16 protein-coding genes and 1 pseudogene are annotated in these 22,481 nt (G+C 56.5%); 10 read left to right on the forward strand and 7 right to left on the reverse strand.

Annotation, left to right across the window (positions count from 1 at the left end):
* Positions 1–31 precede the first annotated feature (31 nt).
* Positions 32–778, reverse strand: a complete 747-nt coding sequence (locus tag ACT3RQ_RS15635) for an SDR family oxidoreductase (RefSeq protein ID WP_444680825.1) — start codon at positions 776–778, stop codon at positions 32–34.
* 160 nt (positions 779–938) lie between these two features.
* Between ACT3RQ_RS15635 and folK the strand changes: the two genes are divergently transcribed.
* From folK to hglS, 3 genes and pseudogenes are all read left to right on the forward strand, one after another.
* Entirely contained in the window at positions 939–1,385 is a 447-nt protein-coding gene (gene folK, locus ACT3RQ_RS15640; RefSeq protein WP_193054073.1) for a 2-amino-4-hydroxy-6-hydroxymethyldihydropteridine diphosphokinase, read from the forward strand.
* A gap of 70 nt (positions 1,386–1,455) precedes the next feature.
* Positions 1,456–1,686 (forward strand): annotated as a pseudogene (locus tag ACT3RQ_RS15645) (flagellin); the annotation flags it as partial.
* 258 nt (positions 1,687–1,944) lie between these two features.
* Positions 1,945–3,306, forward strand: a complete 1,362-nt coding sequence (gene hglS / locus ACT3RQ_RS15650) for a 2-oxoadipate dioxygenase/decarboxylase HglS (protein ID WP_444680826.1) — start codon at positions 1,945–1,947, stop codon at positions 3,304–3,306.
* A 31-nt stretch (positions 3,307–3,337) separates the two neighbouring features.
* Here hglS and ACT3RQ_RS15655 read toward each other — a convergent pair whose 3' ends face one another.
* From ACT3RQ_RS15655 to ACT3RQ_RS15665, 3 genes are all read right to left on the reverse strand, one after another.
* Positions 3,338–4,255, reverse strand: a complete 918-nt coding sequence (locus ACT3RQ_RS15655; RefSeq protein ID WP_444680827.1) for a LysR substrate-binding domain-containing protein — start codon at positions 4,253–4,255, stop codon at positions 3,338–3,340.
* A gap of 92 nt (positions 4,256–4,347) precedes the next feature.
* Entirely contained in the window at positions 4,348–5,901 is a 1,554-nt protein-coding gene (locus ACT3RQ_RS15660; RefSeq protein ID WP_441678044.1) for a BCCT family transporter, read from the reverse strand.
* Between the two features lie 261 nt (positions 5,902–6,162).
* Positions 6,163–6,897 (reverse strand): DUF481 domain-containing protein, encoded by a 735-nt coding sequence (locus ACT3RQ_RS15665; RefSeq protein WP_444680835.1) that lies wholly within the window; start codon positions 6,895–6,897, stop codon positions 6,163–6,165.
* Between the two features lie 133 nt (positions 6,898–7,030).
* Here ACT3RQ_RS15665 and ACT3RQ_RS15670 point away from each other — a divergent pair, with 133 nt between their 5' ends.
* From ACT3RQ_RS15670 to ACT3RQ_RS15690, 5 genes are all read left to right on the forward strand, one after another.
* Positions 7,031–8,722, forward strand: coding sequence for an ATP-binding protein (locus ACT3RQ_RS15670; RefSeq protein ID WP_444680828.1), 1,692 nt, complete (start codon positions 7,031–7,033; stop codon positions 8,720–8,722).
* A 26-nt stretch (positions 8,723–8,748) separates the two neighbouring features.
* Positions 8,749–9,480, forward strand: coding sequence for a response regulator (locus ACT3RQ_RS15675; RefSeq protein ID WP_444680829.1), 732 nt, complete (start codon positions 8,749–8,751; stop codon positions 9,478–9,480).
* Positions 9,481–9,652: 172 nt separating this feature from the next.
* Positions 9,653–10,651, forward strand: coding sequence for a Bug family tripartite tricarboxylate transporter substrate binding protein (locus tag ACT3RQ_RS15680; protein WP_444680830.1), 999 nt, complete (start codon positions 9,653–9,655; stop codon positions 10,649–10,651).
* A 100-nt stretch (positions 10,652–10,751) separates the two neighbouring features.
* Positions 10,752–11,234, forward strand: a complete 483-nt coding sequence (locus ACT3RQ_RS15685) for a tripartite tricarboxylate transporter TctB family protein (RefSeq protein WP_192527751.1) — start codon at positions 10,752–10,754, stop codon at positions 11,232–11,234.
* Positions 11,235–11,294: 60 nt separating this feature from the next.
* On the forward strand, positions 11,295–12,788 hold the full coding sequence (locus ACT3RQ_RS15690) for a tripartite tricarboxylate transporter permease (protein WP_172116949.1): 1,494 nt from the start codon (positions 11,295–11,297) through the stop codon (positions 12,786–12,788).
* A 71-nt stretch (positions 12,789–12,859) separates the two neighbouring features.
* On the opposite strand, the gene ACT3RQ_RS15695 is transcribed toward ACT3RQ_RS15690, so the two are convergent.
* The 3 genes from ACT3RQ_RS15695 to atzF form a co-directional block, all read right to left on the reverse strand.
* Positions 12,860–13,537 carry a GntR family transcriptional regulator gene (locus tag ACT3RQ_RS15695; protein WP_444680831.1) on the reverse strand — a complete coding sequence of 226 codons (678 nt, stop codon included), beginning with the start codon at positions 13,535–13,537 and terminating at the stop codon, positions 12,860–12,862.
* Between the two features lie 67 nt (positions 13,538–13,604).
* Positions 13,605–17,237: an urea carboxylase gene (gene uca / locus ACT3RQ_RS15700; protein WP_444680832.1), complete on the reverse strand. Its 3,633-nt coding sequence runs from the start codon at positions 17,235–17,237 to the stop codon at positions 13,605–13,607.
* A gap of 14 nt (positions 17,238–17,251) precedes the next feature.
* Positions 17,252–19,093, reverse strand: coding sequence for an allophanate hydrolase (atzF, locus tag ACT3RQ_RS15705; protein ID WP_087110679.1), 1,842 nt, complete (start codon positions 19,091–19,093; stop codon positions 17,252–17,254).
* A gap of 371 nt (positions 19,094–19,464) precedes the next feature.
* Here atzF and urtA point away from each other — a divergent pair, with 371 nt between their 5' ends.
* Both urtA and urtB read left to right on the forward strand, forming a co-directional pair.
* On the forward strand, positions 19,465–20,784 hold the full coding sequence (gene urtA, locus ACT3RQ_RS15710) for an urea ABC transporter substrate-binding protein (RefSeq protein WP_140398999.1): 1,320 nt from the start codon (positions 19,465–19,467) through the stop codon (positions 20,782–20,784).
* 84 nt (positions 20,785–20,868) lie between these two features.
* Positions 20,869–22,479, forward strand: a complete 1,611-nt coding sequence (urtB, locus tag ACT3RQ_RS15715; protein WP_087110683.1) for an urea ABC transporter permease subunit UrtB — start codon at positions 20,869–20,871, stop codon at positions 22,477–22,479.
* Positions 22,480–22,481 lie beyond the last annotated feature (2 nt).

Below are 22,481 nucleotides of genomic sequence, written 5' to 3' on the forward strand. Positions count from 1 at the left end.
AAATGTTTTGGAGTGGCTGTTAATTTGGTTGTTACTCTAGATAGTTCTCCGAATGCCTGCCTTCCAGGTAGATCGACTCACCTCCATCGACACATAACACTTGGCCGGTAACAAAATCGTTTTCCAGCAGGTAGTACAGCGTCTTTGTTAAGTGGGCGGGCGTTCCCTGCCGGTTAAGGGGGATGCCTTCCAGACGCCATGCAATATAGTCGTGGCTACGCTGGGAAGTGGGCAGTACTACGCCGGGAGAAATACCATTGACCCGGATACGCGGTGCGAATTCGAGTGCGGCCATTTGGGTCATCTCTTTCAGCCCCTTTTTAGACAACAAATACGCCGCATAAGGGTATTGATGATAGGCCACTTTATTGTCAATGATATTCACCACACAGCCGTTAGACACCGCGTTAGCAAAATGTTGAATTAACAACAGCGGGGTAAATAGGTTGACGCGAAACTGCGTCTCCAGGAGTGCCATGTCCGTTTGAGCAATGGATGCGGCTTGGTAAGTGGAGGCGCTATTAACCAGAACATCTAAATGCGGAAAGCGCCGTATAGCGGCTTCAATCAGTGTATCCAGCGGATCGTGCAAAAAATCACAGGGCAGTATTTCGCACTCGCGCCCTTTGCTGCGGATAGTGTGTGCTACCTCTTCAGCTTCATCTCGTGAGCTATTAACGTGGAGTGCAATATCGTATCCCGCTTCTGCTAATGCTTCTGAAAAATGCCGTCCCAAACGGGTAGCACCCCCGGTCACTAATGCTGCTTTAGTCGTCATTGTTATCCCTGTCTTTAATAATTATATGGCGTGCTTCGTTTATCTTGCGTTTGTTATTAGTTGTCTGATTGCTTGCACACTTAGAGCATAGCGCTAGTCTGAGGTATGATCATTACAGTGCTTAATAATATTTCGGCTTCTCTCTAGTTGAGTGATCGTTATGTCAACAACGGCGTTACGAGCAGGGCGAGATACACGGCTGCATGAATGCCTCATCTCGATAGGCTCGAATATTGAACCTGAGCTGAATGTCACACGAGCGTTGTCTCTTTTAAACAGTGAATGCGATCTGGTCACGCACTCTCAGCCAATCCGTACCTCCCCTGTTGGCTTTTTACAGCAGGCCGATTTTCTCAATGCCGCGCTATTGGTGCGCACGCCGCTTCCCTATGCAGCGTTTCGGCTGTATTTAAAAGCGGTCGAGAACCGCTTGGGTCGCGTACGAGGTCTGAATAAATCAGGCCCACGCACCATGGATCTGGATATTGTGGCGTGGAATGGCGAGTTAATGGATCAGGGATACCTTGAGTATGATTACGTCAGGCTCCCTATTGATGAAGTGTTGGCCGCTAGTGGGCGCTCATTAACGATAAAGCATGAGCGGTAAAAATAATTAATGCTTTACCCGTTCAGGCCGATAAATACGTCACTGACGTTGTTATTGGCAAGTCGCCGGGCAGCGTAGCTACTTTGGTGCGGTGCAAAACCGCTTTGAAAGCGTCATCGACGGGCTCAACAACAATATTGTCAATCTATCAGCGGCCCAGTCGCGCATTCAGGATGCGGATTACGCCCGGGAAGTTTCCAACTTGATCCGCGCACAAATTCTCCAGCAGGCGGGCATGGCGATTCTTGCCCAAGCCAACCAGCAGCCGCAGATGATCCTGCGTTTGCTGGAGAGCCTGTAGCGTTGCTCTGCCATTTCACAAACGTTATCCATTCCTTTTTTTGACCTGCCTTTCGATATGACGGTTTAGAGTGCGTGCTTCTCTGCTTATGCATTCCAATTTGGCATGCGTTAAGCGTTTTTTTTCGTTTGTGGTCTTGTCTGGTAATTTGCTTTGATAACGCCATTCACCCCTGAACGGAAGGAAAATAATGGCAATGAACCTTCCCTTGTCGGCCATGGGGTCCATACTGAATTGGATGTCACAGAGAGCCGTAAAATGACTCAGTCCTCGCTTTTAGCCACCAACGTTATTCGTGATCGCTTCTCCAGCGCCATGTCGGCGATGTACCAAACGGAAGTCCCCCAATACGGCACGCTGCTAACGTTGGTTGAGCAGGTCAATCAGGAGACGCTTCGCCAGCAGCCAGAGTTACGCCGTCGCCTGGAGGCTCAGGGCGAGCTTGCGCGCCTGAGCGTAGAGCGCCACGGAGCGATTCGCGTGGGTTCAGCCGCAGAGCTATCCACGCTGCGCCGCTTATTTGCCGTCATGGGCATGTATCCGGTGGGCTATTACGATCTTTCTGAAGCTGGGGTACCGGTTCACTCCACCGCGTTTCGCCCTATTGAGGATGATGCGCTGGCCTGTAACCCATTCCGTATTTTTACCTCGCTGCTGCGCCTGGAGCTTATCGATAGTGAGCTGCTGCGCCAGCGTGCTGAGGAAATCCTCGCCCAACGGGATATTTTCACGCCCAAAGTGCGTGAGCTGATTGAACGCTTTGAGTCACAAGGCGGGTTAACCTCTGAGGAAGCAGATCAGTTTGTTACAGAGGCCTTGGAAACGTTTCGTTGGCACCAGGATGCCACGGTCGATCTGGGTACTTATCAAGCGCTGAGCGATGAGCACCGTCTGATCGCCGATGTGGTATGTTTTCGTGGGCCGCATATCAATCATTTAACGCCGCGCACGTTGGATATCGACGAAGTGCAGCGCCGTATGCCCAGCGCCGGTATGAACCCCAAGGCGGTCATCGAAGGCCCGCCGCGCCGTGAAGCGCCCATTTTGCTGCGTCAGACAAGCTTTAAAGCGTTAGAGGAGTCGATCCGCTTTGCAGGCGATACCCAGGGCACGCATACCGCCCGCTTTGGTGAAATTGAGCAGCGCGGTATGGCATTAACGCCAAAAGGGCGCGCGCTTTATGATCAGCTGCTTAAGGAAGGCCGCAAGCAAACCGCCGGGCTGGATAACAACGCTCACCAGGCCGTTATGGACAAGGTCTTTGCCACCATGCCGGACAGCGATGAGGCAATGCGCCGCGAAGGTCTGGCCTACTTCCACTATCACCTCACAGAAGCCGGAAAAGCTGCTACAGGTGATGCCCGTACCGATATGGACGCCCTAATTACCAAAGGCCTGGTGGAAGCCCAGCCGATTACCTATGAAGACTTCTTGCCGGTCAGTGCGGCGGGTATCTTCCAATCAAACCTGGGCGGTGGCGAAAACGCAGCCTATACGGGCAATGCCAACCGTGAAGCGTTTGAAGAAGCACTTGGCGCCCCGGTGACTGACGAGTTGGCGCTTTATGCCAAAAGGGAGCAGGCTTCCAAACAGCGCGTGCTGGCATCATTAGCGATGTAATCCGTTCAGTATGCGGTGATGCTTAGGCTGCCTAATCGGTGGCCTGAGTGGTTGATACGCGGCATTCGGCACTCGCCGTTATATGTGCCACAAACCGACGTACTTTACCCAGCTCACCCAGGTGCTCAGGGTAGACAAGATAATACGCACTTTCGCTGTACAACCGATGCGGCCAGGCGAGCACAAGGCGTTCGGCGGCCAGCTCTTCATCCACGGTAAAGTGAGGCACTAAGGCAACGCCGCCGCCAGCCATGGCGGTGCGTACCAGCATGGGAAAGGTTTCAAAGCGGGTGCCGTGGTAGCTGCGATCAGTGGTGATCTTTTGATCTGCAAACCAGTGGTGCCAGGCATCCGGGCGGGTAGATAGGTGAAGTAGTGGCAACTGGGCCAAGTCGCTCGCAGTATGGATGGGGTGCCGAGCCAGAAGCGATGGGGCGGCAACCGCGACCATCTCCTCATTCACCAGCTTATGGCAGGCAAGGTTAGGCCAACTACCGTGACCGTAAAACAACGCAATATCAATATCCTGTTGCTCAAGATCAAAGTCTTCCACCCGGTCGTGAAACTCCAGGCTAATACCCGGATTGGCGGCTAAAAAGGAAGGAAGCTTATCCGCCAGCCAACGGCTGCCAAAGCTTGGCAGAGTGGCTACTTTAAGTACTTCACTGTTGCCGCTATAAGTCATGATGGTGTGGGTCGACATCTCAATCTGGGCGAGTACCTTGCGCACGTCGCTTAAAAAGATGGCGCCCTCTGGCGTGAGCACAAGCGTGCGTCTTACGCGGCGAAACAGCTTATGTTGCAACGCTGATTCAAGGTGGGCGACCTGCTTGCTGACAGCACTTTGGGTCAGGCTTAGCTCATCGGCCGCCCGGGTAAAACTCATGTGGCGCGCCGCCGCCTCAAAGCACTGCATAGCGGCGGTTGAAGGAAGGTTGCGTGAGGCCAAAGGGGATGCTCCTGATCACCTGTTCATCATGGTGATCATAGCGTACGAGGCGAGCAGATTCGCCTCATACGCAGCAGGTGCTGGGCTAGCGGTTAGTCAATAATTCCCTGCTCACGCGCCATGGCAAACGCTGCCTTGGGGCCATCCCAGAGAGAGGGCAGCAGAATCAGCGATACCGGCACGGCGGTAATCACGATGAACTGCTGCAGCGCAGCGATCTGTCCTTCACGCATGGCCAGCAGCACCGCAGCCATGATTGTCATGATCACGCCCCAGAAGGCGCGTAGAAAGGGGCTGGGCTCGTCGTGGCCAGCACCGACCATGGCAATGGAGTAACTCATGGAGTCGCCGGTGGTGGCCACGAAGATGGTCGTCAGCAGCAGGATCGCCAGCGCCATCCAAGTGCCGCCGGGCAATGCCTGGGCCAAGGCGAGCGTGGCGATGTCGAACTGAAAGTTCGTCAGCGCATCGGTCAGGTCGATCACGCCGGTCAGCTGGTAGTAAATGCCCGAGCCGCCCAGCAGCGTGAACCAGACCGTGGTGGCGATGGGGGCGATGACCGCCACGGCCAGAATCATCTCGCGAATGGTGCGCCCGCGGGAGATACGCGCCACGAAGATCGCCATCAAGGGTGCAAAGGCGATGAACCAGGCGTAGAAGAACACGATCCACCACTGCATCCAATCCGCCGGTGCGGTTTCCGCGGTGGTGGTGACCATCTTGAAGAAGTCGTCCAGATACGTGCCCATGCCGGCAAAGTAGCTGTTGAACAGAAACAGTGTCGGCCCGAACAAAAAGATGACCGCGCCGATGCCCAGCGCCAGCATGACATTGAAGCGGCTCAAGAGCTGCATGCCCTTGTGAACACCGCTGACCGCGGAAAGCACGTACACCATGCCCAGAGTCGCCAGAACCAAAAGCCGGGTAACGAAGGTGTTGGGCAGCCCAAACAGCACCTCAAGGCCATGGCTGACCTGGGTAGCCAGAAAACCGACCGGCCCGACGGTGCCCGCTACTACCGCCAGTACGCAGCAGGTATCCACCACGCCACCCAGCGGGCCACGCATTACGCGCTCGCCGAATAACGGGTAGAGCAGGGTGCGCGGTTGCAGCGGCTGGCCTTTCACGTAGTGGGCGTGGGCCAGCACAATCGCGGTGAGCGAACCCAGTATCGCCCAGCCGACGAAGCCCCAGTGAGTGAACGACTGCGCCAGTGCCCCGGGCACCGCGGCGGCCACGCCCGGGTCGGTGTCGAAGGTAGGCGGTACGTTTACGAAGTGATAGATCGGCTCACCGGCGGCGAAAAAGACGCCCCCACCGCCCAGTAGCGTACACAGGATAATCGAAAGCCACTTGAAGGTACTCAGCTCCGGTTTATCCAGGTTGCCGATCTTGGCGTTGCCGGCTGGGGTCAGCACAAGTCCGATGGCGATAAAGAACGTCAACAGCATCAGAAACTGGAAGTAGGTGCCGAAGGTCAGCGCGCTCCAGGCAAAACCCTGGCTGATCGAGTCGGCGACAAGGTCCAAGTCGTAAAAGGAAAGTGCTAGAAAAAGCACGATAAATCCTATGCTTAGCGTGAGTACGATGGGATCGCCAAGCGATGGGTGCTTATGGCTTTCAGCACCGGAGGTTGGTTGGTTCATCAATAAGAACACCTTGGGTGGAACATGAGGAAACAGCGCAAATGCGGAAAGCGCAGCAAAAAAAAAGCGCCATTCATTGAATGGCGCGAGGACAGGAAACTGGCGCTAGTATATCGTGCCACTAGACCAAAGTCGAACGCGATTAAAGGGGAGGCTTAAAATGAGGGCTGGAAAACAGGCCAATGCCCCCCCTATTGAAGCACTGCGAAAACAGCGACAGTACTTCTACTGGCGGGCCATTCACACCCATCGCCGCTTTTGCTACCAGTGGTACAGCAACGAGGCGCTGGTGGTGTTATCGGTACGTTCGCTGGCATCATCCGGCGGTTGAGAGTTGTGCTTAACCTCATGCGACAAGCGTAACGACATGCGAGAGTTGAGCCGTGCGGTGAGCGCGGTTAGCGACCTGCCTGTGGTGTTTTTATCGGTATATTCCACCGACATTTCCTGATCAATATCGGCGTAATCCGAAAAGCTCCAGTGATAGGCCAGAGCGGTATAGGCAACCGCGAGCTGTTCATTCTCAGCTTCCCGCAGGCGGTCATTACGGTAACCAGGGCCTGCCTCAAGCGAGAGTGAATGGCGCGAGCCTTCTAACAGCTGGCGCCCATACCCGCCAATCACGGAAAGCTGTTGGTCGTAGCCCGCAAAGCGATCTTTCTCCCAGCGGGCAAACCCAAATACATAGTGCGGGCCTTTAAAATCGTAGCGCTCGCGGGCAGCGAGCAAATATTGTTCGGCGCTGGTTTCGCCATCCTTGCTCACGTTGCGCACCTCGCCGCGCAGCGAGTGAATAAAATTGCCGGTTAGCCAGGTCAGGCGGGTTTTGCCAATTAGCGTCTGGCTATTGGTGTTGCCGGAAAGGTGCGTAAAGCCAAGTTCAGCATCGCCACTAAAAACCGGCGCGTCGTCGGTAGGCGGCGGAGGTGCATAAAAAGGGTTAGCGACCGCGGGACTGACAAGCACAACGCTTAAAAAAGCAGTACTGGCAAACAGGTAACTGCTCGACGAAATAACGCGTTTAAATATGCTGAACACCCAGCGCCTCCCTAATGACATAAAAGATGGCGATTAACGCCCCCTTACCGCGCATGTCATAATGACGCTGTCGCGTACTTTGAGTTCCACCATGACTAATTCCCGCCCCCGTACCTTAGCTGAATTACAGCGCTGGCGCCGTACGCGTACTAAACGGCGTTGGTATAAACGCAGTTTCCGTTTGCAAGTGATGTTGCTGGTGGGGTTGCTGCTGGCCGGCATGCTACTGGCTCAGGGGGCATATCTCAATCATCGTAAGGCCGATATCATCAACCATCAAATGGGTGAGCGGGCGTTGGCGGTGGCGAAAACAGTGGCCGGTATGCCCCAAATCGTTAGCGCCTTCGCGACTCCCGACCCGGCGATGATTATTCAGCCACTGGCAGAGCGGGTGCGTATAGAAACCGGAGCGCGCTATGTGGTCGTGGGTAATGCGCAGTCGATCCGCTATTCACACCCCGTGCCTGAGCGCCTTGGCGAGGCGATGGTGGGCGGCGATAACGACCAGGCGCTGATTTATGGGCAGTCCTACGTGTCCGAGGCGACCGGCACGTTAGGCACCGCCATGCGCGGAAAAACGCCCGTTTGGGATGAAGAGGGCAATATTATCGGGCTCGTTTCCGTCGGCTTTATGATGGATCGGGTCGAAATGGATGTTGCCCGTTATACAAGCTTTGGCTGGGTACTGGTCGGGCTGATGATTGTGCTGGGGTTTGCCGGGGCATACTGGCTTTCCCAGCACCTTAAAAAGGTCATTCTGGGTCTGGAACCTTATGAAATCGCCCGCTTAGCGATGGAAAAAGAAGCGATCCTGCAATCCATTCACGAGGGTATTCTGGCCGTCAACCGGGATGGCCACATCACGCTGGTCAACCAGCAGGCCAAACGCTTTCTTAACCTGCCCGATGAGCACGTCATACTGGGGCTGCCGATTCAGGACGTGGTGCCTAACACCCGTTTACTGGAAGTGCTGAAGCACGGTGAGCAGGAGTTTGACCAGCAGATGTGGCTGGGCGATCACCCGGCCATCGTCAATCGGGTGCCCATTTTGCATGATGGTGAAATCGAAGGCGCTGTGGCCACGTTCCGTAGCCGCCGCGAAATTGTTGATCTTTCCCAAGCGCTTACCCAGGCAAGCCGCGATGTGGATATGCTGCGTGCCCAGGCGCATGAGTTCTCCAATAAGCTCTATACCATTTCAGGGCTCCTCCAGCTTGAGCGCATCGATGAAGCGCTGGCGCTGATTCATCAGGAAACCGAGCGGACTCAGGCGCAAATGAGTTTTTTGATGCGCCATGTTGCTGACACGGTGCTCAGTGGTACGTTGCTGGGTAAGCTTACCCGGGCACGCGAGCTGGGCGTAACGCTTGAGATCGACGAGCAGAGCTCGCTCTCCTGCCCACTAACGCCCACTGGACAAGAAGTCATGATGAGCGTGGTCGGTAATCTACTGGATAATGCCTGCCATGCCGCGCTTAATGGCCCCAATAGCAGTATGCCCAGCGTGCGGCTGTTTTTCACCGACCTGGGGGAGCAATTGCTGCTCGAAGTAGAGGATAATGGGCCAGGCGTGCTCCCCGAACATGCTGAATCGATATTCGAGGAGGGCTTTTCTACCAAAACGGGCAAGCACAGTGGTATCGGCCTGGCGCTGGTGGCAAGGTTGTGTCGCCAGCATGGCGGAGCCATCACGCTTGAGGAGAGCGAGCTGGGCGGAGCCTGCTTTATTGCGGTGCTGGACCGCTCGCTATGCGCTGAACCTGACACGCACGACTCACCATAATAATGACGACCGTAAGAGGAGTGAGCATGCCTGCAGCTCAATACGGCATTCTGATTGTCGAAGATGATTTTCGCATTGCCGATATTCATAAAGCGTTTGTTGAACAGGACGAAGGCTTTTATATCGCAGGCGTTGCCCGTAACGGTAGCGAAGCCAAGGCGTTAATGGCGGAACAGGCTGCCGCTATCCACCTGGTATTGCTGGACGCCTATCTGCCTGATGTGGAAGGGCTGGAGCTTCTATGGGCGATCAGGCGTGACTATACCCATGTGGATATTGTGATGGTCACCGCTGCCCGTGAGGTAGAAACCATCAGCGAGGCGCTGCGTGGGGGCGTATTTGATTATCTGATCAAACCGATTGAAGCTGCCCGCATGGGGCAGATGCTGGCGCGTTTTCGTCGTGAGCGCGAGGCGCTTTCAGGGCGTAATGAGATGAACCAGGACGAGCTGGATCACGTGTTTAAAAGACTGCAGCCAGGCGAGGCGCCGCGCCCGACGTCCAGCGCGCTGCCCAAAGGCATCGACCGGCTAACGCTGCGCCGAGTGGGGGAGGCCATGGCCGCTGAGGCGACGCCGCTGACCGCCATGCAGGTTGCCCGCATTATGGGGGCTAGCCGCTCAACCGCTCGACGCTACCTGGAGTTTCTGGTGGCTGAACAAAGAGTCAGTGCCGAACTTGGCTACGGTGATGTGGGTCGGCCAGAGCGGCGCTATCAGCTGCTTGAGGCAGCCCATAGCTGGCTTAAGTCGCTTTAGGTTGGCTGGTTAACGTGCCTGTGAACAAAATGAACAAAATGCCCACAAAGAACATTTTGTTTTTTATGTTCACAAGCTTGTCGTAAAGGCCCAGCGCTTCTAACGTTCGCGGCGTAACCACGACATAATAACAGTGGACCACACAACAACATTTATATGTGGAGAACGCCAAATGACCGTACTTTCCTTGAAGCGCTTAGCCGTGATCGCTCTACCGATGGCTGCCCTGGCAGGCATGACGACCTCCGTTCAGGCACAAGAGTGGACACCGAGCAAATCGGTTGAGTTCGTGGCACCCGCCAATCCGGGTGGCGGCTGGGATACGCTGGTACGCACTGTATCGCGCGTTATTCAGCAAGAAGGGCTTGCTGACGAGAACTATGCGGCTATTAACGTACCTGGCGGCGGCGGTGCCGTGGCTTGGGCGCAAATCGCTCGTGATAGCGGTAATCCGCATAAGCTGTTTGCCACCAGCCCGCCGATTATTCTGGTGCCTCTGGCCGGTGCCTCACGCTATGACCACACTGATTTCACGCCAGTTGCTCGCCTGATCACTGACTACTCCATTGTGCTGGTGTCGGCGGACTCTGAGTACGAGACGATCAACGACCTGTTTGATGCGCTCAAGGAAGATCCCAGCTTAAGCGTAGGCGGCGGCAGTGCACCTGGCTCCATGGATCATATCTCTATTGCGGGCCTGGCATCCGCAGCGGGCCTTGAGGCATCAAGTGTCAATTACATTCCGTTCTCCGGCGGTGGCGATGCCATGACCAACCTGATGGGCGGTCATATTGAAGCGGTGATTACCGGTGCCGGTGAGTCGGTGGGGCAGCTGGGTGAAGGCAGCCAGATCCGTGCGCTAGGTGTCTCTTCACCGGAGCGCCTGGGTGGCGGTCTGGCCGAAGTGCCGACTTATCAAGAGCAGGGTGTGGATTACACCTTCGATATTTGGCGCGGCATAATGGGCACCCCAGATATGCCGGAAGAAGCAGTGACCTACTATCAGGACCTGTTTGCCGAAATGCTCGAAACCGATGGCTGGCAAGAAGCCCGCGATCAGTTGGGTTGGATTGATGCCTACCAGAACAGTGAAGAGTTCGGTGTCTTCCTTGATGAGCAGCAAGAGCAGTTCAGCGGCGTGTTAAGCGAACTGGGTCTACTGCGTCAATAAATAACCTATAGTGCTATAGCGTGTTATCCCGGTGGCCTCTTTGTGCCGCCGGGAATGCCTGTTCGTGACGATTAGGTACGTGCTCCTCGGAGAAACTCCAATGACGAAATTAAATACCAATCAGTGGTTAGCGCTGGTGTTGGCATTAGTGGCGGCTGCGTATATCGCCATGGCATGGCAAATCCCCACCTTTCCCTTGCCGCGACCGGTCGACTCTGACCTGTTCCCTAAAGTACTCGGCTTTTCGCTGCTGATTCTCTCTGTGTTTCTGTTTTTCGAGAAACCCTCACCGCTTGCCGGTGCCGATGAGATTGATCACGACGCGCAACAAGGCCCGCTGCTGATGACGCCATGGGGACGTGTAATTGTTACGTCACTGGCCATTGCCGCGTATGCGCTACTTCTGGTGCCATTGGGGTTTGTACTGGCCTCAACGCTTTTGTGCACGGGGTTAACGGCTTACTACGGCTATCGTCGTCATGCGGTCAACCTGGCGACATCGCTAGGGGTTGTGTTGGCGCTGTATCTGACGATGACACGGGTGATGGATGTTTACTTGCCGACCGGTGTTATCCCCTTCTAATGCCGATGTGGTAATGCCTCCTGCGTTGTTTCCGAGCTGGTTTTTAAGAGAGTAGATCCCATGGATGCCTTAAATAATTTAATGTATGGCTTCGGCATCGCGCTTGAGCCTATCAATATCGCTTACGTATTTGCCGGTGTGTTTGCCGGTACGATTATCGGCATGCTGCCCGGCCTTGGGCCGATCAGCGCGCTGGCTTTAATGATTCCCATCACCTTTGCCATGGAGCCTTCATCCGGCTTGATCCTAATGGCAGGGGTGTATTATGGCGCTATTTTTGGTGGCTCCACCTCCTCTATCCTGCTCAATGCCCCAGGCGTTGCAGGTACGGTCGCCACATCTTTTGATGGCTACCCAATGGCCAAAAAAGGCATGGCGGGTAAAGCGCTGGCCATCGCCGCCTACTCCTCGTTTGTGGGCGGAACTGTCTCGGTTATCTTCTTGATGCTGGTCGCGCCCTTGCTCTCCAAGGTAGCGGTAAGCTTTGGCCCTGCTGAGTACTTTGCATTAATGGTGCTGGGCTTAACCGCCGTGGTCTCATTGTCGGATAAGTCGCTGGTCAAAGGCCTCATTGCCGCTGTGGTCGGGGTGATCATCTCGATTGTGGGCATCGACCTGCAAACCGGTACCGAGCGCTTTACCTTTGGCTCTATTCAGCTGCTGGATGGCATCGACTTCCTGGTCGTGGCATTGGGTATCTTTGCGTTAGCCGAAGTGTTCTACATGCTGCTGCGCGGCGGTGGCGGTAAAGAAGCCCCGCGTAATGCCATTGGTTCGTTAAAACTCACTAGAAGTGAAGTGAAAGAGATCGCAGGCCCTGTCAGCCGTAGCTCTGTGCTTGGGTTCTTTACTGGTGTACTGCCGGGCGCAGGAGCGACGATTGGCTCATTTTTGGGCTACAGCATGGAAAAGCGTCTTGCCAAAGACGGTGACACTTTCGGTAAGGGTAATATCAAAGGCGTTGCGGCGCCGGAAGCGGCCAACAATGCGGCGTGTACCGGCTCGTTTGTACCGCTTTTAACCTTGGGTGTACCGGGCTCGGGCACCACGGCGGTACTGCTGGGCGCGCTACTGGTGATGGGTGTTACACCAGGCCCGATGATGCTTGAGCAACGCCCGGATGTGTTCTGGGGTGTGGTAGCCAGTATGTATATCGGCAACATCTTCCTGCTGGTCTTGAACCTGCCGCTGATCCCGCTGATTGCCAAAATCCTCGATCTTCCCAAGCCGCTGCTGCTCTCACTGATTCTGATCTTCTGCATGATCGGCGTGTATGGCATGAGCTTTAGCGTGTTTGATCTGTTGCTGCTGTTGGGCTTTGGCCTGTTGGGCTTGGGCATGCGTCTGTTTGGCTTCCCGGCGGCGCCGCTGATCCTGGCGTTGATTCTGGGCAATATCATGGAAGAGTCCATGCGCCGTGCGCTACAGATCTCGGGGGGTGACTGGATGACGTTTATTGATAAACCAATTTCACTCTCGCTGCTGGTAATTGCATTACTGTCACTTGGCTTACCGCTGTTGAAGAAGCGTCGCAAGCGCGCTATTGCCGAGTAGACGGTATCGTCTCAACATTGGACGCGTGGCTGATAAGCGCCCTGGGTAACCCAGGGCGCTTTTTTTAAGCGCTAGCGCTGCTCTTCGGCAGCTTCACGAAGGCGCTCCATGGTGATTTCCTGAACGGCGCCATGGCTGCTTCGGATATGCGACCCTAGGCGTTTGGCGGCGAGCTGGGCATCGTTTTCGTCAAGAGCCACCAGAATGGCGGCGTGTTCGCGATAGGTGGCATCAACCCGATTATCGCGGGTGAAGTCCAGGCGTCGAATGACGCGCAGGCGCTCGGTAATTTCACGATGAATACGGCTCATCTCCTGATTGCCAGCGGCCACCACTAAATCGCCATGGAAACTTTCATCCAGTGCACGAACCGTACTGCCCACCGCCCGCTCAGCGTGGCTGGCGGGATTCCAGATATCGCGTAAAGTTCGCAGCACCAGCGGCTTTTCAGGCAGGGCACAAAGCTTGTGAACGGCCGCCTGTTCCAGAGTAATGCGTAGGTCGTAGAGTTCAGCGATCTTCTGGAAGTCCAGCGGCTTCACCTGCCAGCCGCTGCGAAAGAGCACATCGACATACCCCTCTCGCTGGAGCTGAAAAAGCGCTTGGCGCACCGGGGTTCGGCTTGCCTCCAGCCGGTCACCGATATCGCCTTCGCTAAATTTATCGCCGGGAAGAAGGCGAAACTCGAAAATATCGTCTTTCAACGCATCGTAGACACGGTCAGCGATGGATGATTTACGCAACGCCATGGCAATAGGCCTTATTGAGAGAGGCCGCCGCATGATGCGGCGGCACGCCAGCAGCAATGTGAATGCCTTAAACTTCAATACTCAGCAGCGGCTCCCCTGGTGTTACCGCTCGGCCCGGGGTGACGTGCAGAGCGCTTATTTTGCCAGAATGCGTCGCCATGACTTCAAATTCCATCTTCATGGCTTCAACAATCACCAACGGATCGCCTTTGGTGACGCTATCACCGGGTTGTACAAGGCACTTCCAGATATTGCCCGCAATCTCAGCGCTGATCAGCTCGCCGTATTCAGCCAGGTCATCCGTCTCTATGGGCGGCGGCGCTTTGGCCAAGCGGTCCAGGGCCTTTTCTTCGCTCTCACGCCATAGCGCAACCTCTTTGGTGTAGGCATCCTGTTGAAGGGTGCGAAACTCGGCGATGGCCTGCTGGTGGGTATCTAGAAATGCCTGGTGTGATTTCAGGTCAAACGTATCTTCCTCGATCTCGATAGTTAGCTTACCCGCCCGAAATTGGTCGCGCAGGCTATCCAGCTCACTCTCGCTGACGGGGTAGTAGCACACCTGATCGAAAAAGCGCAGTAGCCAGGGAGCGCCTTCTGAAAACTGTTTGTTTTTTAGATGCTTGTTCCAGATGGGGAGGGTGCGCCCCACCAGTTGGTAGCCGCCGGGCGAGTCCATGCCGTAAATACACATATAAATGCCGCCGATGCCGACCGTGCCTTCGGCGGTATAGGTGCGCGCCGGGTTGTATTTGGAGGTCAGCAGCCGATGCCGAGGGTCCAGGGGCACGGCGCAGGGCGCTCCCAAATACACATCGCCTAGCCCCAACACTAAATAACGCGCCGAATAGAGCACATCCTTGACCTCGTCACGACTGGCCAGGCCGTTGATGCGCTGCATGAAATCCACGTTGTTGGGCAGCCAGGGAGCGGTATCGCGCACCGACTGGCGATACTTTTCCACTGCTTCCAGCGTCGCGCTATCTTCAAACGCCATGGGAAGATGAATCACCCGGCTGCGTACTTTCAACTCGTCGGTAGGTGGCAGGGTGGCTTCCAGGTCGAGCAGGTAAGTCATCAACGCCTGCTGGGTCAGCGTCAGAGGGTCGTAACGCAGTTGCAGCGAACGCACACCGGGGGAAAGTTCCAAAAGGCCGCGTGGCTGTATATCGGCAATCGCCTCCATCAGTGCGTGGATACGCATACGCGCGCCTAAATCCAGCACATTAAGGCCGTATTCCAGCAAAATGTACTGATCGCCTGCCTGACGGTAGGTAACTTCCGGGCGCTCCTGCGTCGCCTCAAGGTGGGCCAGCACAGTGGCGGATAGCCCGTTAAGCGGCGCCAGCTCGGCGCTGCTCAGGGGGGCGGCGGGCGGCGCAGACAGGTATTTGACAGCCAGCTCCTGACGCTGTGCGAGCTTGACGGCGGTGGCGTTGTCGATGGCGACAAAGCGGATGGTATCGCCGGGTTTGACCTGACCCACTTTCCACAGCTCGGCCTTGGCGATGGTAACCGGGCAGACAAACCCACCCAAGCTGGGGCCATCTCGGGTCAGAATAACCGGCATATCACCCGTGAAGTTAATCGAGCCGATCGCATATTCGCAGTCATGAATATTTGAAGGGTGTAGCCCCGCTTCACCGCCATCTGCCCGACTGAATTCAGGTTTAGGGCCATTCAGGCGAATGCCCAGCCGGTTGGAGTTGTAATGGACTTCCCAGTCCTGTTGAAAGAAGTGCTCGATGGAGTCTTCGGTAAAGAAGTCGGGCGCGCCGTGCGGGCCGTAGAGCACGCCTATTTCCCAGTGGCTCGGGTAATTCGGGATGAGCGCCGGGTCAACGGGGGCAGGGTCGTGGGTGGGCGCTGGCGTGGTGCAGGCAGGTAACCCCGGCTGGCTGATGCCGAGCAGATCGCCTGGGCGCAGCGGTCGCCCGCCGTGACCGCCAAACTGGCCAAGGGCAAAGGTAGCGCGGCTGCCAAGATACACTGGTACATCAAATCCACCACGCACAGCAAGGTAAGTGCGACACCCTCGGTTGGCTTTGCCCACCACGAGCGTTTGGCCGGCGGTGACGTGGATAGGCGTCCAGAAATCCACCGGAGTATCGTCGAGTGTGGCGTCGGTGACGGCGCCGGTCAGCGCCACGACGGTCGCCTGATGAAACGTAAGGCTTGGACCTATCAGCGTGGCTTCCAGCCCGGCAGCCTCTGGGTGGTTGCCGACAATCCGGTTGGCGATGCGAAAGGCGAAGTCATCCATCGGGCCGCTGGGCGGCACGCCGATGTTCCAGTAGCCGACCCGTCCCGGGAAGTCTTGCACCGTGGTGTAAGTACCTGGATAGACTACCTCGGCAACGCAGGGTTGAAAGTGAAAGCTTTCCAAAGCGCGGGTCGAGACCTTGCCTTCGGCAAAACTCGCTTGGGCGACCACCTGACGCAAGTAGTCAAGGTTGGTGGCAATACCCATCAGGCGGGTTTCATCCAGTGCTTTACGCAGCTTGGCCAGAGCATCCGCGCGGTCGTTACCATGCACGATCAGCTTGGCGATCATGGGGTCGTAGTGAGCGGATACCTGGCTGCCATTTTCGACCCAGGTGTCGATACGCACGCCATCACCGGGCCAGTGTACGTCGGTTAATTCACCGGGCGAGGGCTGAAAATCCTTTAACGGGTTTTCGGCATAGATGCGCACTTCCATGGCCGCACCGCTCAAGCTGAGCGTAAAATTAGCCAGGTCCAGGTGGTCGCCCGCGGCGATCTTGAGCATCCATTCGATCAGGTCAAGGCCGGTCACGGCTTCGGTGATTGGGTGCTCTACCTGCAGTCGGGTGTTGACCTCCAGAAAGTAGAACTCATCACGCTCGGCGTCGTAGATGTACTCAACGGTACCCGCTGAACGGTAGTTGACCGATTCACCCAGCGCCACGGCCGCATCCAGCATCCTTTGACGGGTGGCCGTGGGCAGGCTGGGGGCCGGCGTCTCTTCCACGACTTTCTGATTGCGGCGTTGCAGTGAGCAGTCACGCTCACCTAATGCCACTACGTTGCCGTGGCCATCGCCGATAATCTGGACTTCCACGTGGCGGGCACGGGCGATAAAGCGCTCAAGAAAGACGCCGCTGTCGTTAAAGAAATTTTTGCCCTGGCGTTGAACGGTTTCAAAGGCGTCTTGCAGCTCTTTGGCACTATTGCAGCGGGTCAGTCCGATTCCGCCGCCGCCTGCGGTGCTTTTGAGCATGACCGGGTAACCCAGGCGTTCAGCGGTGGTCAGTGCCTCTTCCACGCTGTCGAGCAGCCCACTGCCTGGGGCTAGCGGCACGCCTGCTGCTTCGGCCAGCTCACGGGCACGGTGCTTTAACCCGAACTCGCGCATCTGTGTGGGCGTGGGGCCGATAAAGACGATGCCCTCACGCTCACAGGTTTCGGCGAAGTCGGCATTTTCAGACAGAAAGCCGTAGCCGGGGATAATGGCCTGCGCACCGGTCTTTCGGGCGGCATCCAGAATCTGGCGTTTATCCAGGTAAGTTTCGCTGGCGCCATTGCCTGTAAGGGTCACGGCTTCGCTGGCGCTTTCCACATGCAGGCTGTGGCGGTCTTCATGGGAATAGACAGCAACGCTGCCGACACTGAGCGCCTTTAAGGTGCGGTTGGTACGTACGGCGATTTCACCGCGATTGGCAACTAATACTTTATTGAACATGGGTCGTAGCCTCGTTATGCGTGGGAGGTTTGCGCCTTGATGTAGGCACGCCAGCCACCAAACTCGGTGACATCCTGAGCATCTGTGATTCCATGCCCTTCGCAGATAAAGCCGTTGATCCAGCGGCCGTCGGCAAGCTCGACACTGCCGATACCCAGCGGCGCGGGGATCAGGTCGACAAACGAGCCAAATTCCGACGCGGCCATTTCCCATACTTCAACAATGATGGCGGCACCGTTTTCGTGAACGCGCTGCAGGCCGGGCTTGGGCGGTACGGTGTTGGGCAGGGCAAACAAGCGGTAATTGGCGGACGTTGTCGTGGACGCCACGCGCCAGGCATGGCGCTCGGTCAGTTGGGTATTCAGCGGCATGCCGGAAAGATGAGCGCCTACCACAGCGACCTGAACGGTGGGGACGGCAAGGGTGGTATGAACGGTTTCCGGCGGGCGTGCCTGGTCAGTGGCACCCAGCGGCGTCGGGTGGGCATTTAGCCAGCGGCTGGCCAGGGTCTGCAGTTCCCGATCCTTCCAGGCGCCGCTCACCAGGGTAACGCCAAAAGGCAGTCCATCGTCGCGGAACCCGGCGGGTACCGCCAATGCGCAAAAATCGGCCAGGTTAACGAAGTTGGTATAGGTGCCGAGCTGGCTATTGAGCGTTAACGGGTCAGCATTAACCGCTTCGATAGTGGGCGCGGTAGGGGCGGTGGGGACTAACAGGCCATCGATATCATCCAAAAGATTATCGATCACCCTAACCAGCTCTTCCTTGCGGTATTGCGCCTTGAACGTATCGGTGGCGCTGTATTTACCCGCGTTACTAATAATGCCGCGCACCACGTCATTCATGTTCTGGGCATGTTCGGCCATGAAGGTTTCCACGGCGGCGTGGCGCTCTGCTACCCACGGCCCTTCATAAAGCAGGGCGGCCAGTTCAAGCATGGGGGCAAAATCAAGTTCGACGAGCGTTACCCCTTCAAGCTTTTGCCATTTTTCCACGGCCGTTTGCCATGCCTTTTCAGCCACCACGTCGCCGAAGAACTGGGGCGACTGGGGAATGGCAAGCCTGGCTAGCGGGCCAGGACGGCGTATGGCCGGGGCATCCAGGGGGAGGGCGCTTGGCGCCTTGCGTGAGAAAGCGTCGGCAGGCTCGAAGCCGGCCATTAGCTCGGCGATCTGCCCGGCATCATTGACAGTCAACGAGAAGATGGAGACGCAGTCCAGCGAGCGGCACGCCGGTACTACACCATCAATGCTGAACAGGCCTTTGGTGGGTTTAAGCCCGACCAGGTTATTTAAGCCAGCGGGCACGCGACCGGAGCCTGCCGTGTCGGTACCCAGTGAGAATGGCACTAGCCCGCGTGCCACCACGGACGCCGACCCAGAACTCGAGCCGCCGCTCACCACTTCAGGATTGAAGCTATTGGCCACGGCACCAAACGGCGAGCGGGTACCCACCAGGCCGGTGGCAAACTGATCCAGATTGGTCTTGCCGATGAGTACTGCGCCCGCGGCGCGCAGCTTGTCAATCAGAGCAGCGTCACGGGTGGGTTGATAGGCGTAGGCCGGGCAGCCCGCCGTGGTGGCAAACCCGGTGGCATCAATGTTGTCTTTCGCCGCAAACGGAATGCCGTAAAGCGGCAACTTGTCTATCTTGCCGTCTGCCTCGTCCAGACGTGTTTGAAGTGCTGCCAGGGCATGAGCCAGCCCCTCCTGGTCGAGAAGTGAAATCCAGGTATTGTCGGCACTATCAAGTTTGGCCAGTTGCGTGATCAATTCACCGAGTAAGGCTCCCGGGGTTGCGCCCTCGTTATATGCCTGCCGCCATTGTTCGAGTGTCCAGCCGCGTGTGGTCATCATGTTTGGCCCTTGGTTATCCATGGTCTTGTATACAAGTCATTTTGCAAACCACAGGCCAAGAAAATGCTAAATGTTTTAAAAACAGAAGCTTGGCGATAAAAGGATAAAAATGGACAGTTTTTATGCACTTTTATCGTGCGAATCAGACCGCTTTAGCACCAATGAAGTGCTTTAAGACCCTGAATCAAAGATGGAAAACTCCTGTAAAACAACTTGTATACTTTTTATATGGTTGAATTTTTTATGTTTTTTTAAAGTGTGGAACGCATCGTGCAATGTGCAGGACGAGTTACAGGCGCTTTCAGGCAATTGAGTACACCTGATTAATGACAAATATCTAGCTGCCCGCTTGCAGCTTGGGGATGCGAAACATGAACTTGAAAAAACAGGCACTGCTGGGTCTTTCTGCACTGGCCCTTTCGGTATCGTTTCATGCGTCAGCCAATGATGACCCTATCAAAGTGGGTATCCTTCACTCCCTTTCTGGCACCATGGCTATCAGTGAGTCGACGTTAAAAGACACTGTTGAAATGCTGATCCAGCAGCAGAACGAAGCCGGTGGTCTGCTGGGTCGTCAGCTGGAAGCCGTGGTAGTGGACCCGGCCTCCAACTGGCCGCTGTTTGCCGAACGCGCCCGCGAGCTGCTGGCCCAGTATGAGGTAGACGTGGTGTTCGGCAACTGGACATCGGTATCACGTAAAGCGGTGCTGCCGGTGTTTGAAGAACTCAATGGTCTGTTGTTCTACCCGGTGCAGTACGAGGGAGAAGAGTCGTCTGCAAACGTCTTCTATACCGGTGCCGCGCCCAACCAACAGGCGATTCCCGCTGTCGAGTATTTGATTAACGAAGTCGGCATTGAGCGCTTTGCTCTGGTGGGTACCGACTATGTCTATCCGCGCACCACCAACCGCATTCTCGAAGCGTTTCTGAAAGATGAGCACGGCGTGGCAGGCGACGACATCATGGTCAACTACACGCCCTTCGGCCACTCCGACTGGCAGAACATCGTCTCCGAGATTCGTCGCTTCGGTGAAGAGGGCAAGTCTACCGCGGTGATCTCGACCATCAACGGCGACGCCAACGTGCCGTTCTACCGCGAGCTTGCCAACCAGGGTATTGATGCCGCTGATATTCCAGTGATTGCGTTTTCGGTAGGTGAGCAGGAGCTTTCCGGTATCGACACTGCGCCGCTCGTTGGCCATCTGGCTGCCTGGAACTACTTCATGAGCGTGGATACCGATGACAACTACGACTTTATCGACGCCTGGATTGAGCACACCGGTAATGAAGAAGCGGTCACCAACGACCCAATGGAAGCCCATTACATCGGTTTCAACATGTGGGCCGAGGCGGTGCGTAAAGCGGGTACCACCGATGTAGGCGCGGTGAAGGATGCCATTATCGGCGTGAGTGTGCCCAATCTCTCGGGTGGCTATGCGGCGATGATGCCCAACCACCACATCACTAAGCCGGTACTGATTGGCGAAGTGCAGGACAATGGCCAGTTCGATATCGTCTGGCAAACGCCCTCAACCGTTGCCGGCGATGCCTGGTCCGACTACTTGCCCGGCTCGCGCGACCTGATTGCCGATTGGCGCAAGCCCATGGAGTGCGGCAACTTCAACGTTGTGAACGGCTCATGCGGTGGCAGCACCGCTACTGAAGAAGCCGAAGCGGCGCTCGCCGAATAATACTGGCCACCCCTTGCCGCCCGCCTGATCGGGCGGCAAGGGAGCACGCTAACTCTCCACCTTGACCACCAAAGGAACAACCCCATGAGGCGTTTCCTTTCCTGGGGGTTTTTGTGCGCTGTGTTGTTGGGCATAACACTCAACGTACAGGCACAGACAGGCCCCGATACTTCTGATAATGACGCCGCGCTTGAGCTTCTTGAGGCGCTGGATGTCGATTCCTACCGCGATAAAGGCGAGGCGATTACCGCCATATTGCAAAGCGACGACGAGCGCGCCCGTGATTGGCTGCAGGCTCTGCTGGATGGCCGCTTGCAGCGTGCCGACGATGGTCAGTTTGTTGTCGTACTCGATAACAGTGGCCGAGAGTGGCCGGTGGCCGACGCCTTGACGAATGAACCGCTGGGTGAGATGTCACGCCGCGACCTGGACCGCGTGGGCATCAATAACGCCCTGCGAAACCAGCTGCGCAGCGCGATTGCTGTGGTGGACCTTTACTCGCCCAATCTGGATCGCCGCCGTATCTCTGCCGAACGTTTGCTGGGTGAAGTCGATGGTGAGCTGCTTGAACCCATCAATGCGCTCATTCTGGAAGAAAAGGATAGCCAGGTACGTTATCGGCTGAGCCAAGCGGTCGCCATTTACCGTGCTGAGCAGGGTGAAATGGCGGGTATCGAAGCGCTAACCGGAAGCCTTCATCCACGCGCTAGAGTTGCGCTAAGTCGTGCGGCCAATGGCGACGACACCGTAGCTGCGGATGCCGCCCGCGCCGCGCTTGCCAGCGTGGAACAGAACCTGAAAATCAACCGTGGGGTTGAAACGCTCTACTTTGGCTTGAGCCTGGGGTCAGTGCTGGTACTGGCCGCCATTGGTCTTGCGATTACCTTTGGCGTGATGGGCGTCATCAACATGGCCCACGGTGAGCTGATGATGCTGGGCGCCTACACTACCTGGATGATGCAACAGCTGTTGCCCGGCCAGCCGGGGCTGGCGTTGATTCTCTCTATTCCGGCAGGTTTTCTGGTCGCCGCATTGGTGGGGGTTGCCATTGAGCGCAGCGTGATTCAGTTTTTGAAAGGCCGCCCGCTGGAGACGCTCCTCGCCACCTTCGGTATCAGTCTGATCCTGCAGCAGCTGGTGCGTACGGTGATCTCGCCGCTCAACCGCACGGTAATTACTCCGGAGTGGATGAGCGGGTCGCTCATTATCAATGACGCGCTGTCGCTGACCATAAACCGCATGGTGGTACTGGGTTTTGCGCTGGTGGTGTTTGCCGGTTTGATGCTGATCATGCGCCGCACCCGCCTGGGCCTTGAAGTACGTGCCGTGACCCAGAACCGCGCTATGGCACGCTCCATGGGAATTCGCGCGACCCGTGTGGATATCCTGACCTTTGCACTCGGCTCTGGTGTAGCCGGCCTTGCCGGCGTGGCGCTTTCCCAGCTTACCAATGTCGGCCCGAACCTCGGCCAGAACTACATCATCGACTCGTTCATGGTGGTGGTGTTCGGCGGTGTGGGCAATCTCTGGGGGACGCTCGTGGCCGGGCTGTCATTGGGGGTGATCAATCAGGTGCTGGAACCCTGGGCGGGCGCGGTACTCGCCAAGATTATCGTGCTGGTCTTTATCATTCTGTTTATTCAAAAACGCCCGCGTGGACTCTTCCCGCAGAAGGGCCGGGCTGCGGAGGGCTAACC

Source organism: Halomonas sp. AOP43-D1-4 (assembly GCF_052446175.1).
In the GTDB taxonomy this organism is placed as follows: Bacteria; Pseudomonadota; Gammaproteobacteria; order Pseudomonadales; family Halomonadaceae; genus Vreelandella; species Vreelandella citrativorans.